General features: G+C 35.8%; 15 protein-coding genes. 14 read left to right on the top strand and 1 reads right to left on the bottom strand.

Translation table 11 applies throughout. From position 1 onward, the window contains the following. Positions 1–220: 220 nt before the first annotated feature. Positions 221–2,089, bottom strand: a complete 1,869-nt coding sequence (locus tag DUT69_RS16465) for a TonB-dependent receptor plug domain-containing protein (RefSeq protein ID WP_113654355.1) — start codon at positions 2,087–2,089, stop codon at positions 221–223. A 63-nt stretch (positions 2,090–2,152) separates the two neighbouring features. Between DUT69_RS16465 and DUT69_RS16460 the strand changes: the two genes are divergently transcribed. The 14 genes from DUT69_RS16460 to DUT69_RS16390 all read left to right on the top strand — a co-directional run bounded on the left by DUT69_RS16460 (position 2,153) and on the right by DUT69_RS16390 (position 14,015). Next, positions 2,153–3,628, top strand: a complete 1,476-nt coding sequence (locus tag DUT69_RS16460) for an aminotransferase-like domain-containing protein (protein WP_113654354.1) — start codon at positions 2,153–2,155, stop codon at positions 3,626–3,628. Between the two features lie 178 nt (positions 3,629–3,806). Beyond that, positions 3,807–4,577 (top strand): energy transducer TonB, encoded by a 771-nt coding sequence (locus tag DUT69_RS16455; RefSeq protein WP_113654353.1) that lies wholly within the window; start codon positions 3,807–3,809, stop codon positions 4,575–4,577. Beyond that, positions 4,577–5,128 carry a hypothetical protein gene (locus tag DUT69_RS16450; RefSeq protein WP_113654352.1) on the top strand — a complete coding sequence of 184 codons (552 nt, stop codon included), beginning with the start codon at positions 4,577–4,579 and terminating at the stop codon, positions 5,126–5,128. Before DUT69_RS16455 ends, DUT69_RS16450 begins: the two co-directional genes overlap by 1 nt. A 35-nt stretch (positions 5,129–5,163) precedes the next feature. Next, on the top strand, positions 5,164–6,495 hold the full coding sequence (locus DUT69_RS16445) for an outer membrane protein assembly factor BamB family protein (RefSeq protein ID WP_113654351.1): 1,332 nt from the start codon (positions 5,164–5,166) through the stop codon (positions 6,493–6,495). Between the two features lie 10 nt (positions 6,496–6,505). Then, on the top strand, positions 6,506–6,982 hold the full coding sequence (locus DUT69_RS16440; protein ID WP_113654350.1) for a hypothetical protein: 477 nt from the start codon (positions 6,506–6,508) through the stop codon (positions 6,980–6,982). 4 nt (positions 6,983–6,986) lie between these two features. Continuing rightward, on the top strand, positions 6,987–7,322 hold the full coding sequence (locus tag DUT69_RS16435) for a hypothetical protein (RefSeq protein WP_113654349.1): 336 nt from the start codon (positions 6,987–6,989) through the stop codon (positions 7,320–7,322). Next, positions 7,312–7,950 (top strand): hypothetical protein, encoded by a 639-nt coding sequence (locus DUT69_RS16430; protein WP_162796341.1) that lies wholly within the window; start codon positions 7,312–7,314, stop codon positions 7,948–7,950. The genes DUT69_RS16435 and DUT69_RS16430 overlap by 11 nt, the downstream gene beginning before the upstream one ends. A gap of 6 nt (positions 7,951–7,956) precedes the next feature. Next, entirely contained in the window at positions 7,957–8,691 is a 735-nt protein-coding gene (locus DUT69_RS16425; RefSeq protein WP_113654347.1) for a hypothetical protein, read from the top strand. 279 nt (positions 8,692–8,970) lie between these two features. After that, positions 8,971–9,834: a hypothetical protein gene (locus tag DUT69_RS16415; RefSeq protein WP_113654345.1), complete on the top strand. Its 864-nt coding sequence runs from the start codon at positions 8,971–8,973 to the stop codon at positions 9,832–9,834. Positions 9,835–10,041: 207 nt separating this feature from the next. Continuing rightward, positions 10,042–11,673 (top strand): hypothetical protein, encoded by a 1,632-nt coding sequence (locus tag DUT69_RS16410; RefSeq protein ID WP_113654344.1) that lies wholly within the window; start codon positions 10,042–10,044, stop codon positions 11,671–11,673. Then, positions 11,670–12,107 (top strand): hypothetical protein, encoded by a 438-nt coding sequence (locus DUT69_RS16405; protein WP_113654343.1) that lies wholly within the window; start codon positions 11,670–11,672, stop codon positions 12,105–12,107. The genes DUT69_RS16410 and DUT69_RS16405 overlap by 4 nt, the downstream gene beginning before the upstream one ends. Before the next feature lie 119 nt (positions 12,108–12,226). Then, positions 12,227–12,622: a hypothetical protein gene (locus DUT69_RS16400; protein WP_162796340.1), complete on the top strand. Its 396-nt coding sequence runs from the start codon at positions 12,227–12,229 to the stop codon at positions 12,620–12,622. Positions 12,623–12,641: 19 nt separating this feature from the next. Next, a complete protein-coding gene (locus tag DUT69_RS16395) occupies positions 12,642–13,187 on the top strand; it encodes a hypothetical protein (protein ID WP_113654341.1) in 546 nt (181 codons plus the stop codon). 72 nt (positions 13,188–13,259) lie between these two features. Then, positions 13,260–14,015 carry a VanW family protein gene (locus DUT69_RS16390; protein WP_240186743.1) on the top strand — a complete coding sequence of 252 codons (756 nt, stop codon included), beginning with the start codon at positions 13,260–13,262 and terminating at the stop codon, positions 14,013–14,015. Positions 14,016–14,116 lie beyond the last annotated feature (101 nt).

Here is a 14,116-nt window from a genome sequence, read left to right as displayed (position 1 = left end):
AGCGCAGGTACACTGCAACTATATAAAGATAGTCCCGTTTTACGCTTTATCCCGATGAAAAATCGGGATGCTCGCTACAACCGGGGCTATTTTTGTTTATACAGTGAATAAAACTTCTCCGCTCTAACGTAACTCTGCAAATCTAAAACACACTCTAAACATTCGGCTTAAAATAGCTTATAAAAAAAGCACTAACGTTCTGCTAGCGCTTTTGGTGTTTTTAGAAACTCACAAACTTAACACCCAAACTCATCCACCTTGATGGTAGTGGAATAGCGCCAATTTCATTGTAGGTAGTATCAAATATATTTTGCGCATCCAGAAAGAAAGTAAATTTATCTACCGATTGCGATAATCTTACATCGTTTATCCAATAAGATGGGCCTTGCATTCTCTCGTTAAAACGCGTTGCAAGCAACACAGAAAAATTTGAATAACGAAAATCAACTGTGTTGGTAACTTGATGTTTTAATGATGAAATTAAGTATTTAAATGCCAGTTGCGAGTTGATGTTTTTAAACTCAGAATCTAGATAAGAATAACCTAAATTAATATTGATTTTGGATTTTTCAGCAACTGCAAAATTATAGTTAGCTCTAAAGTTAATACCGTTAGTCTGCAAATCGCCAATGTTATTACTTTGCCAAGGGTCGGTAGTAACAGAACGCGTCCAATCAATAAACTTATCTATGGTTCTGTAAAAATAGTTTGCATTAAAATTGAAGTTCCCTTTATCAATCTTTAAACCTAATTCTGCTTGTAAAGCATTTTCTGAAGAAAGGTTTTCGTTACCAATATTTCCGGGGCGTTGGTTTAAATATAAATCAGTAAAAGATGGAATACGCTGACTTGTACCAATGTTGGTAACGAATTTTACACCGCTTGCAATCTCGTAGCTAGCATCCAAGCCTGGGTAAATTTGCCATTTATAGTCAGAATTGTAGTTAAGATAAGTACCAATATTTACATTTAGTTTTTCCAATAATTGTGTTCTGTACTGCGCATAAATTCCTAAATTATCCCTATCGCGTTCGCCAATACTAGTCGAATTTATATCGTCTTTTCTGGCCTCTGCTCCAAACCCAAATTCGCCTTTGGCAATTTTATAGCTGGTATTTAGCTCTGCAGAAAACGAGTTGCTGTAATGTCTGCTTCTGCCGGCATTTAAATTCGTCGGCCCAAAATAACGGTAATCATCAAAGTTGTAGCGGTAACTTAAACGAGGCATTAATGTCCACTTGTTAGAAATTTGATGTTTAGATTGTATAGAAGCAAGTGTGGTTTGTACATGCTCGTCAGAATTTCTATCTCCCGGACTTGCGTAAAAACCATTGGCGCCAAAACCACTCTTAACATAGCCAAATAAAGCATCAATTGTATTTAGTTCATCTAGTTGGAAGTTTCCCTGATAAAGTAATTTGTTGTTTTCGAAGCCCGTATTAAAACGATAACCGTTGCCTTTATCATAGGAGCCAAAAATAGAATGTTGATGATTTTTTTTGCTCAAAACACCGCCAGCCTGTACGCCACCTCCCACAAAGGTATTTCCATTTCCATCCGTATTTTTTTCGAAATTTGAACCGGCATAAGTAGAGACCAAAACGCCAGAGCTAGTTGGTTTTTTAGTAACAATGTTTATGGCGCCAGTTAAACTGTTTATACCGTAAATACGTGCAGCTGGGCCACGAACAATTTCAATTCTTTCAATTGCCTCAACCGGAATTGGTAAATTAAGCATGTTGTGGGCAGTTTGCATATCGATAATTTTTGTGCCGTTTAATAGCAAAACCGTTTGCTCAAAACTTCCACCATCAACACTAATGTCTGCTTGTCCGCCAAAAGCACCTCGTTGCCTTATGTCTATTCCATTAGCATATTGTAGAACTTCTTGAAGTGTTCTGCCTGGCAATTTCGCAATTGTTACATTATCAATCACATATACATTTCTATTTTGTTTTGAAATTGGCGTATTAAATCGGTTCTCGTTAATTACTACATCTTTCATGGTAATAACAGTGTCCTTTTGGTTTTGGGCAAAAAGATTTCCCGTTAGGACAATACAAAATATGCTAAAGTAAATTTTTTTCATTTGTTTGTTTTTTTGCAAAAGTAGTATCTTGCCGTACCACTAAAGTGTACCAGTTTGTATAAAATGAGTAGTCCGGTTCAAATTCCTTTTCAAAGTTTTATTCAGCTTAAAAAATACGACGGTATTGCAGTTTATTTGCAAATTGTTTTCGAGTTTATAAAGGCTATTCAGATGGGTTTGCTACCCGAGGGAACAAAACTTCCGGGTACGCGTGTGTTGTGTGGTTTGCTTAATGTAAATCGTAATACACTAATAAAGGCTTTTGATGATTTGCAACTGCAAGGTTTTATAAAAATATTGCCTAACAAAGGAACATTTATTCTTTCCAATCAAAAGCAAATTAAGGAAGCAAAGCCTGTTGGTAGCGTAAGTAAAAGTTTCTCTTTTAGGCATTCGCTGATTTTGGAAGATCCGGTTGAAACCAGCAATTTGCCTTATCAATTTAACGACGGATTACCAGATTTACGATTGGTGCAAACCGATATTCTGGCAAGACTATATGTTTCGAGATTAAAAAGAAAGAAAAATGGCATAAGTTGGAAACAGTTACAATCGCAATCACATACCGAATTTAAAAATCACTTTTCTAATTTTTTGAACGTAACTCGCGGTCTACGAATTGCTTCGTCAAATATTCTTACTACCAGCAGTCATGAAGTAGCCTTGTTTTTAGTAAGCAAGCTATTAATTTCGCAGGGCGATAAAGTAGTAGTGGCATCACCCAGTTATTATGGTGCAAACATGACTTTGCTTGACAGTGGCGCACAAATTATAACGATACCGGTTGATGAAGAGGGCATAGCTACCAAAGCGTTAAGAAAGGTTTGTGAAGAAAATACAATAAGAGCCTTATACCTCACTTCAAACTATCATTACCCAACCACAAATTGTTTAAGCGCAAAGCGAAGAATGGAAATTTTAGCCTTGGCGGGCGTTTATAATTTCGTAGTAATAGAAGATGATTACGATTTTGATTTTCATTATGATAATAATCCAATCCTGCCGTTATCAGCTGTAAATCCGAATGCTAATGTAGTTTATATTGGTTCGTTTGCTCGTTCTTTGCCATCGGGATTTGGCTACGGGTTTATTACAGCACCCGCCGATTTTATTGCTGAGTTGGAAAAACATCAGCGGATTTTAGAACCCGGAATTGATGTGATAAAAGAACAGGTTTTAACCCATTGGTTAGAAGACGGAGAAGTTCATCGCCTTGCGAAAAAAAACAAAAAAATATACAGGGAGCGCCGAGATGACTTTGTGGATTTGTTGAACAAAAAACTGGGTACTAGCATCAAATTTAAAATGCCAGCACGTGGCCTAGCCGTTTGGGTAGAGTGGCTTGATGATTTTAGCTTAATAAAACTTAAGCAAGAGTGCGCAAAAGGAGGTTTGTTTCTACCTAAAACAATATTATATCAAACCAAAAACCTTCGGGCAATTCGTTTGGGATTCGGGCATTTAGATAGAAATGAAATGGAAAACGCAATAGATATTTTACGAAAATCATTAAAACGGGTATTAATTTTATCCACTTAAATCTTTCAAACTTATCGTATTTGAATTTTGTTTGTTTGATGCTATGGTTGTTAAATGGTCATCGTTTGCGAATAATAAGGTTTTTGTAACAAATAATAGACGGTTATCTACGAATAACAAGTTCTACTAAGACATGAACTTTTAATGTTCTATCTTCAATTACCTATTTAAAACGAACATGATTATTGTACAAACATCTATAAAACGAAAGCTTGCCATGGTTTTCGCTTTTTCAATTTTAACTGCGACTAGTTACGCACAAGGTAGAACGCCTGATTTTGCTTTCAAAGTTGACAATACCAGTTACTATATAAACCTGAGCCATGGAAATGCGAAAGCAAAGAATGACACTGTTTTTTACAATTTGTACAGATATGGTAAAACCCAAAGAATTGGAAAAGAGATCAAACATATTGTAAATCGAAATACGGGCGATACCGTTAAAAGTGGTAGTTACGAAGTGATTAAAAATCAGATATTTTTCTATCAAAAAGAGCCGAATAAAGCAACTATACTTAGAGTTTATACACAAAATGATAAAGGCTTACTGTCTGTAAAAACAGCGGTTTCTACATTTGTAGCGCCTCTAAACCCAGCGCCGATTGCGCCATTGCCACGCTACGACAATACAGAAAATCCTGAAAAGGTTGATATACCGGCTGAGTTTCCTGGCGGTATAAACAAAGCAAGACAATTTATTGCTAACAATGTTCAATATCCCGATGAGGCTGTTGAAGAGGGCGTTAACGGAACAGTACGCGTAAAGTTTACCATTGAGCTTGATGGTTCTATTAGCAATATTCAAATTGTGCAAAAGTTAGGATACGGCTGTGACGAAGAGGTAATCCGTGTGTTGAAAAGAATGCCAAAATGGACACCCGCAAAGCTAAACGGTAAATTTGTGAGGTCGTATTATACTATGCCAGTAAGTTTTAAAACAACGGAATAATGACAGCAAGGAAAATTTTTAAGGTCATAGCAATTTTTATCGCCATTATAATTGGTGTGATTTTATTATTGGTTGCTTTTGTATGGGGCAGTGTGGAGTGGAACCAATATAGTTCAAAGAAGGAAGCCATTCGTATGCAAAAGGAAGTGTGTGATACGATTACAACGGTCGACGGAAAATTGCCAATCTATTTAGGAGGTTTCAGTAAAAAGGAATTAAAGGAAATTCGCTTTTACCTTCAGCAAAATAAATTATTAGCAAAAGATACGGTTGTTAGCGCCGAACTTAATAGCCAGGTAGAGCTGCAAACCGTGATTTTACCATTTGAGCATTTCAACATAAATGATAAACTGATTGTTTATGTAGGCAAACGTTATTACGTATTATCCGGATTTAGCTACACTGCAGGTTACAATTACGGGATGTTCGGTCCTGTTGGCTCATGTGAGTGCAGAGGTGGAGGCTATGAAAAAATCAACGGGCAAGATGCTGGCTCCGGGACTTTAATTAAAAAATATGGTTTGATAAATTATCAATTACCGCCGAGATAAGTAATCTATTCTAAATAATTCATCCCAAAATATATATGATTTTAAAAACCAATCTTAAAAAGTCGATTGCAAAATTAATGCTAGCAGGCGTTACAAGCACTCTACTATTTTCTAGTTGTAGCAATCAATCTGCCGAAGAAAAAACCATTGCCGACCATGAAACTTTAATCGTTTCTACCCACGGAAAAGTGATGAATATTAATCTGGAGCAGAATAAAATCCAATGGCAATTTCAGAGTAAATACAATTCAGAGGGAAATAGAAATCTGTTTTCGCTAAGTGATAGTTTACTGGTACAGCCTTTTGAAAGTGGTGAGTTGATTGCCTTTAACCTAAATACCGGCAAAATTTTATGGCAAGAGCACATTTTAGGTGGTGGCGGTGGTAATGAAGATGCCGTAGCAACAGCCGATGGACAACTAGACACGGCTTTTGTCAATTCAAAGAAACCATTGTTTATGACCCAGCCCTTAATCGCTGGTAACAGTGTTTACATTTCCTCTACCAATCAACCGCAAAGTTCAGATGTGCCAGCTTTGTATAACTTCAACAAAAAAACTGGCGAAAAGATGTGGGTAGAAAATTTACCTACGGTTTTTAATCTTTTTAAACCTGTTTTACATAACGATTTTGTATTTGTTAATTCGGCGGTTTACCTAAATATGTACAGTAAAAATGAAGGCACAAATACAAGCTATGGTGTTTTTGACGGTGCAGACGAATTACCAAATGCAGAGAAAAGCCAATTTGTAAATCCTATTTACGTGCAAATGCAAAGCGATGGAAAAAAGCTATACGTTGGCGATGAAAATGGTAAATTTTATGCCTTGCATTTTGACAGCAAAAATAGTCTTCCAGTTTCTGATATAACAGATCCGAACAATACATTTGCTAAAAATCCAAAGCTATTCGACTGGGTATTTGAAGATGCAAGTATTAGCTCAATACAGGAAGACGGCAACACCTACATCTACGACAATTATATTCTGGCCTGTGTAAATCAAAAAGATAAAACCCAGCCCGCCATTATTGCAATTGATAAAAGTAACGGAAAATTGAAATGGAAAACCGAACTAAAAGGTATCGAAGAATGGCGCTTGGTAGGCGATAAAATTACGGCGACTGATGGCGAGTTAATCTATTTGTTAAACACCGACGGAAAAATTGTTTCTACCATTAAAACAGAAAAACAATTTGCGCCAATCTCAAACATCGAAATTGATAAAAACGAAGATTTGATTTACGCTACAGAACAAGGGATTGTAAAATATGATGTTAAAACCAAAAAGTTTGCTATGCTTTTAAAACAGACCTTTAAAAAAGAATACCATGATTATTTTCAGGTAAAATATTTGAATAAGAAGTAGCTCAACTAAATTGAAAATCGTAGCCAAAAATATTACACAAGCAGTTTTAATTGTTGGTATTGGAGCATTCCTTTTAGCTACGGTTTTTTATGCCTTGTTTTTTTCTTTTGCAGAAACGATTGAGTTTTTTGAGGTTTTATGGTTTCCAATTCTAGCTGGTTTTTTAGCAATGTGTTTTGCTGGTATTTTAATTGGTAATTCCTTTTCGCAGAGCTTTAATTTTAAAATATGGCATGGTGTGGCAATCATTTTTGTGTTGCTAATAATTGCCGTAGTTATAGGCGTAATGGCTACGTTACTACTTCCTAACTGGGATCGTGTGGATCTGCAAGATGTTATTTCGATAATACTTGTTTTTCTTGCATTTGGTGGTTTGCCAACCTTGCTTACAGGTATTTGGTTGGGTTACAGGTTGAAAAAAATAACACCTCATTGCGAGGCACAAGGCAATCTTAAAACTATACGCATTAAGATTGACGAACATTAAAACAATGAATAAAAAACTCAAAATCGGCATACTTTTCCTCGTTGCAACCTGGCTATTAACGGGTATTTATGCCGATGATGAATTTGGCGAACACAGTACTTTTCTAAAATACAGACCAAGTTTTCAGTTTTACTATAAATCGCCTTTAGGCATGCAAGATATGCCTGCAAGTTATCCGGCAGAATTAGTAGTAGAAGAAGCTATTTATGATAATTTCATCAACCAAAAACACTGGAGCGACAATAACTTTTTAGCCACCAGTATTTGTGGCATTTTATATTTAGGAACAATTTATTTCTTGATTTCTGGCACCATTAAACAGTTTAAATATGGCAAATAAACTAATCCTCCTCAGATTTTACCTCTTCATTTCGGTCTTAATTATCCTGAACGTTTGCCTTTACAGTTTCGCAAGAATGAGTTTCACCGGTTATTGGAGCGATAGAGTAATCTTTTGGCTTTGGCTTTTGGCAACACCAATTGTGGTTTTTCTTTTCTGGAAAAAGATAGCAACTAAAATATATTTCTGGTTGCTCATTGCCGGATTAATTTTAACCATTCTACCGATGGCATTGCCTTTTTTTGGCATTCTGTTGTCTGGTTCTGGTAGCGGTAGATTAAATCATTTCAACCTCGGGAATAACATTCGCGTACAAACTGTTAGTTATGGTGTAATGGGCAGACCACGTTTGCAGATAGTAAAGGATGGTTTGCTGTTTGATAAGATCAAACTGGAAGATGGCGATGAGATTTTTACAAACGATACCACTTGGATCGAAGTTAAGGACGTTAATGATCCGAAAAATATCATCAAAGCTCCAGAGCTAAAAACGTTAGAAATTAGAGATGCTAAAAACGTCAGGTTGATTAATGAAACCGATACCAGCATTACCATAAAGTATTTTTTTGAGAAAGACACTGTAGAAACCATACACGTTTTCAAAGAAAAAACATCATTTAATTATTAATAAACTATGAAAGCACCAATAAAGGTTATTGTAATTTTAGGCGTGGCTTTAGTTTCATTTTCTGCCTGCCGAAACGAAGAAAAAACAAAGGCAAAACCAGCTGATACGATAGTGCATCAACCCGATACCTTAAACACAAATAAACTGGAAACGCCATTGCCTGCATTCCCCAATATGGCATATAAAGTCGAAAATTTCATCCCAAACGATTACGAAATTGACTTAGAAGCCGATGGAGATTTGAATAATGATGGCGTAGCAGACAAGGTAATCGTATTAATAAAAACTACCGACACCACAGCGCTTCGCCCAACGTTGGTATTGCTCAAAAAAGGAGAGGTTTATAGCGTTATCGCCATTTCTTATACCGCTTTCGACCCAAAATATCGTGAAGATGGCTTTAAAAATTATGATTTCGAAGAGGTAAGCATCGATAGCGGAAAACTGGTAACAACTATGCAGGCAACTGGTCCTAACGGTAGTTTAGAAGGTATTTACAAATACATCAACGAAGAAATGGTGCTCACTCACATTACCACTTTTAACATGGGCGCCGGTGGCCAAACCGAGCAAAAATTCGATTTGCTAAAAGGCATTTACGAGCAAACCGACATCAATACCATGAAAGAAGATATGCCTAGCGAAACCACCACCAAAAAGTATAAAATACCAAAAGCAATTTTTAAAGATGCCGATCCGAGGGCGATTATGATTGAGGCCTTTAGAAAAGTTGGGCATTAATTTGAAAATGAAAGTGCAGGAGTTGATGGCGGTTTTCAGTCCCGCTATTGCCAATAGTCCTCGCTTCCCGAGAAATCGGGAGAGGCTTTGCCTCGCTCCGGGCTATTTGGCGCTATCGGGTTTATGTACAGAGTTTGTGCAGGTAAAACCCACCCAAAAGCATAAAAAAGAAGTAAAATAGCCCCGACATATGCGAATTCCGATTTATCGGAAGTAGCATTGGCGGGAACAACCTTTAAAATTAGCACAGGTTCTGCGCTTCAAAAAAGATAAAAATAAATGAAAAAACTTAACATCTTATTCCTTATTTTAATTTCAACATTAGTTTCTTGCGCACAAGAAAAAACGGTTAATCAACCAAAAATAAAATCCGAAGAAGTAATCTTTTACAAAGTAGACGAAGGTGGCACCCGAACCCGACGAGAAGGAGCAGGAATGGACGAATTGGTGGAATACAACTCCGATGGAAATATAGAAAAAGTATATGTAATTGAGTTCGATCAAGCGAAGAACAAAAACACTTACAACTTACACGAACGCTATTTTTATGAGGGTAAAAACCTGACCAAAAAAGAAAAAATAGGTTACCGAACTGGCGAGGTTTACGAAGAAATTTTGTGCAAATACCAACAAAATAAATTGCTTAGAAAAGATGTTAAAACTATAGAAAACGGTAAAGAAGTGCTCAAGAAAAACGGCAGTTTTTATTCTGAATATACTTACGAGCCTAACAAAGAAACAGGCAAAGTTTACGAATATGACGAAGAGAAAAAAACTTTCGTTTTAGCTTACGTTCAGCATAAATTTTTCGATGCTAAAAAAAATCTGATCCAAGAAAAACTGGAAGACAAGCATGGCGAAATTTATGAGCAGAGCGATTTAACCTATAACTCTGAAAATAAGCTCATTAAAGATACGCAATCAAAACGCTTTCCATCTACCGTAACTTATCAATACAATAAAGAGGGCGATGTAACGGAAAATAAATATGAAAGCGAGGGAACCATTGTGATTACAAAATATGACATTAAATATGATTTTAATGGCAATTGGATTGAAAAGACGGAGACAAAAACATCAAATATTAAAAATTACATCCCTGACCCAACTTATATCATCAAACGGAAAATAGTTTATTATTAAATGAAATTCTGGACTAAAACTTTAGCGGTAAAAAAAAGAAGAATAAATATTTTTTCGGCTGGCTGTTCGTAAGTCGTTTGACAACTTTTTTACAAACACAATGTCAATTAATCAAATAATCAGTCTAACTACGCAAATATGGGCCATATAAACACGAATAACAGAATGCTGATTTTGATTGTTAAATAAGCGGTATCTTAATATCAAATGAAAAAATTAATCTTTCTTCTTTTGGTTTTAATTATTGGTCAATCGCTAAATGCCAGCGAATGTTATCACTATCATACTTCCACACAACATGCCATTATCAAAAATGAGCGTGGCTTATTCTACCAGCTGACAGAAAAAGACCCGAACGGTTTTAGCTATGTTCGACAAATTAATAAACCGATAAAGGGAATAGACCTTGCAACTTATAAAGCCATTGGCGAAGATGAAAGCACTTTTATGTTTAGTGATAAAAATGGCTTTTATCAGTTAGAAAAAGAACGTCAGTATGAAGATCACTCAGCCATTTATTCGAAGATTTTAGGCGCAAATCCAAACCAAAAACATATCAACGGACGTTTGTTTTTAATTGATGGAAAGTGGAGCTACATTATTGCATGGGGAAAGGATACAAAAAAAATAATGCTGAATGAATTACCCCAAAATATTACAAATGTTAAATGCTTCAGTTCTGGCCTATATGTAAAAAGCGATAAACAGGTGTTTTCAGTTTATATCGATTTCTACACCCAAAAGGCAACTGTAAAAACTATCCCAAACTTAAACCCAGCGCAATTAGTTTATTATGCTTGTAATCCCCGAGAAAATGAAGATTTTATTGCGGATGAACAGCACATTTTTTCCATCAGAAATGATGGCAGTTTTGAAGATATTACACCCCAATTTAGGGCATTAAAGGTAAACCGAAAATTCAATCAGCTAAAACTGGTCGATAACCCTACTGTAATGTGGTGGAGCGATAAAGTACTCAAAAAACGCGAGGGTCATTCGGTATCGGGCAGAGACCCCTTAACCGGCGAAGACATAGACGTCTATTTTAGCTATTATGCGTCTACACCTCTGCTACCAAAGTTTGGCAATAGCAGTTATGTTCGTTTCCAAAACAAAATCTATCCCATTTGGGACGACGATTTTAGCCAATCATATGATATAAGAACTGATGTTTCGAAACTCGAAGCGATAGAAGGAAAATTATTTAAGGGCGATGATTTTTACTATTTCGAAGCCGATGACGATTATAAAATCATTAGCACAAAAATTTCTGCTGATGCCAAATTTTTTCCTGGTGTTTACAGCTACAGAGCCTATTTATCGAAAGCTTTGGTAGATGATGATTACATCCATTTTATAGGCGATCGGTTCAACATCCACATGGATAACAAAAAGAAATTAACCAGTAAGGTTGTTAAACAACTGGGTATGTTTTATTTGTTCAATAACGCTTTATTTGATGGCGAAAAAAGTTACCCCATTATTGCAGATTACGAAACCTTAAGCGCTTTAGGTTCTTTCGTAGATGTCATCAATTCTTGTGCTGGCGATATGCCGAATACACCTCCGGTTCAGGTGAAGTACCATCATTTTTTTGAAGATAAAAATGCAGTGTATTATTTAAATGAAAAAACGAAACAACTGCAAATTATACAAACTGCTGATCCGTCAGAGTATAAAGCAGATGATTACGAAGCTTTGCAAGAATTATATAAAATTAAAGATGTAAAAGGGTCGATAAAAAAAAAGACTAGTTCGGATTTAAATTACTATGCGATCGGTGGTTTTGCGTTGGCGATTTTTGGTCTGGGATTTTATCTCATCAGAAGGAAATCATGATAAAATTCAGCCAGTTTATTATTTTTTATACAATCCCGTTGCTTTCTGTGTTGCTTATCTTCATACTAACTTCCCATGCTCAGAACCTCAAAATCTATAGTGTTAGAGATACTACCGAATTGTGGGACAAGAAATATAAAAGCGAAATTTACTGGGGTTTCTACAAAGTAGATGTGGATCAAAAAACCATTCAGCATAAAGGTTTTCCATTTAGAGGTGGCGACAAAGCACCAGATTTAATGAACCTTTTTAAAGATGAACCTAAAGATTGGTTTGAGATTTTATCGCCGACAAAAATGAAGGTTAAAAGAGTAAAAGGCACACGGGTTAAAAGAGCTTGGAACGATTTCGCCACGCCTGGTAGAACTGGAGCTTCGCCATCATATACTTTTTTTATTAATGCTGATACACTGCGAACGCAGGGCGGAGATTAAAGTTTGTTTTAGATAAGGAATTAACAGAAAAATATAAGCAAGAAACGAATGAATAATAGATGCCAAAATTAAAAACAACGAAAAGAGTAATAGCACTAGTTTTGTCAATTGTATTGCCGTTGACAATTATTTTTTTGGGTATGATTACGCACTGGCGATACGTTAGTGTTGAAGATGGTACAAACGAATTTCTATATGGTTTTCCTTTGGCTTTTATGTGCAGAGGTTGGCATACCTCGCTTTCATTTCAAATATTTGTTTCAGAACTTGTGTTTAATTTCCTAGTTTACTTTACGTTTCTATTAACTGTAATTTGGTTGGTGGATAGCTATTTAAAACCGATTATAGTTCATAAATATTTAAAATTCGGACTGTACAGTATTGCAATTTTAACGATGTCGTTTTATGGATTTCTGTTCTCTAACCCAAACAACGTTTTTAAAATTAAGCGAGATTTTAATTATAGCGAGATACGAAGCGGAGTTAAATTCTTTTGGCAAAAAGACAAAAGATAAAAAATAATTGCAAAATAAAATGATACAAGAAATTAAACCTAAAAAACCAATATTAATCGCGGGAGCAGTAATTTTAATCATCAGTTTATGCGTCATCTTTCCGATAGAATATAGTAAGGCCAGCTTCGTAAGCGATTTAAAATTTACCTATTTTACTTTGGGCATTGCTATGCTCATCTTAATGTACGCCTTTATGGGTAGGAATACTTACAAGGGTTTACTTTTTCTTCTCTGCAGTTGCATTTTTAGCATTATTTGTTGGTTCATCGTTCTTCCAGAGAGCGGATTATCTAAATCTAACTCCAAAGCTTTTGAGCTAACAATCGCAATTTTTTCTTTCTTCGAGAATTTTGCAAAGCTTTACATGGGTACCGTAACAGGGATAATTGCTGGGTTAATTTTTCTAATCGTAAACGCCCGACTTTTGAAAGATGAAAATCGTTACCAACTGTTCTTTAAAAGATTGGTTTCCTACCTGATCATTTTAGGCGTAGTGTCGTTTTTATTTGCCAAAGGTGGCGATTGGATTTTTGAAATTTCGGAGTATCTTAAAATGAAAAGTTAACCTGTGAAAAAGAGAAAGTTACTCAGCCAAAGGCATCCTTTTTTATATTTTTTAGCAGTAAACGCAAGGCGGATGAAAAGACAATTGGAATGGATTTTCGATGGTAAAAAATATGCTATAACCAAAGCTAATGACAAACTCGATTTCCGGATTAAAAAACATCAATCGGTTCTGCTTAAAAAACTTGGCGACAACAATGAGCAACTGCAAATTAACAAAGTAACCAATCTCAAAATCGCTTCGGCAAACATAAACGGCATTATCATTAAACCAGGCGAAACGTTTTCGTTTTGCAAATTGGTGGGTTTGCCTACCAAAAAGAAAGGCTATTTGTTAGGAATGGAACTTTCATTCGGCGAAGCAAAGGCAGGTATTGGCGGTGGCATTTGCCAAATTTCTAACCTTATTCATTGGCTGGTTATCCACAGTCCGCTAACGGTTACAGAACGATATCATCATTCGTTTGATCCATTTCCAGATGACGGACGGGTTTTGCCATTTGGTAGTGGCGCTACCGTTTTTTACAATTACCTCGATTATCAATTTACCAATAATACCGAGCATACTTTTCAAATTAACCTTTGGTTTACAGACAAATGTTTGGAAGGCGAATTACGCATCGATACCGAACTTAACTATGCCTACCATGTGAGCGAAAAAGAGCATCAGTTTTTAAAAATAGATCATCAGTTTTACCGAAAAAATGAAATCTGGAGAGATAAAATATTAAAATTTGAAGGTGGTAAAATTGTAGCCACAGAACTGATCATGAAAAACTTCGCAAGGGTTACTTACACACCGGCTGAATTTTTAGATACAACGGAATAAGTAAAATCTCCCACCTTCCAACGAATAATAAATAATGCTCAGCAAATAATAATTTGCCCATTTAGTGCGCTGTAAAGCAATTATTTTTATTACGAGGATTT

This window comes from Pedobacter namyangjuensis, assembly GCF_003313325.1.
Lineage (GTDB): Bacteria > Bacteroidota > Bacteroidia > Sphingobacteriales > Sphingobacteriaceae > Pedobacter > Pedobacter namyangjuensis.
This window is presented reverse-complemented; position numbering and strand designations above follow the sequence as displayed.

Bases quoted from the DNA above. Each gene is read 5' to 3' on its own strand.
- DUT69_RS16425 (WP_113654347.1), top strand. From the start codon at position 7,957: ATGAAAGCACCAATAAAGGTTATTGTAATTTTAGGCGTGGCTTTAGTT.
- DUT69_RS16410 (WP_113654344.1), top strand. From the start codon at position 10,042: ATGAAAAAATTAATCTTTCTTCTTTTGGTTTTAATTATTGGTCAATCG.
- DUT69_RS16455 (WP_113654353.1), top strand. From the start codon at position 3,807: ATGATTATTGTACAAACATCTATAAAACGAAAGCTTGCCATGGTTTTC.
- DUT69_RS16465 (WP_113654355.1), bottom strand. From the start codon at position 2,089: ATGAAAAAAATTTACTTTAGCATATTTTGTATTGTCCTAACGGGAAAT.
- DUT69_RS16445 (WP_113654351.1), top strand. From the start codon at position 5,164: ATGATTTTAAAAACCAATCTTAAAAAGTCGATTGCAAAATTAATGCTA.
- DUT69_RS16390 (WP_240186743.1), top strand. From the start codon at position 13,260: ATGAAAAGACAATTGGAATGGATTTTCGATGGTAAAAAATATGCTATA.
- DUT69_RS16450 (WP_113654352.1), top strand. From the start codon at position 4,577: ATGACAGCAAGGAAAATTTTTAAGGTCATAGCAATTTTTATCGCCATT.
- DUT69_RS16430 (WP_162796341.1), top strand. From the start codon at position 7,312: ATGGCAAATAAACTAATCCTCCTCAGATTTTACCTCTTCATTTCGGTC.
- DUT69_RS16405 (WP_113654343.1), top strand. From the start codon at position 11,670: ATGATAAAATTCAGCCAGTTTATTATTTTTTATACAATCCCGTTGCTT.
- DUT69_RS16395 (WP_113654341.1), top strand. From the start codon at position 12,642: ATGATACAAGAAATTAAACCTAAAAAACCAATATTAATCGCGGGAGCA.
- DUT69_RS16435 (WP_113654349.1), top strand. From the start codon at position 6,987: ATGAATAAAAAACTCAAAATCGGCATACTTTTCCTCGTTGCAACCTGG.
- DUT69_RS16460 (WP_113654354.1), top strand. From the start codon at position 2,153: ATGAGTAGTCCGGTTCAAATTCCTTTTCAAAGTTTTATTCAGCTTAAA.
- DUT69_RS16415 (WP_113654345.1), top strand. From the start codon at position 8,971: ATGAAAAAACTTAACATCTTATTCCTTATTTTAATTTCAACATTAGTT.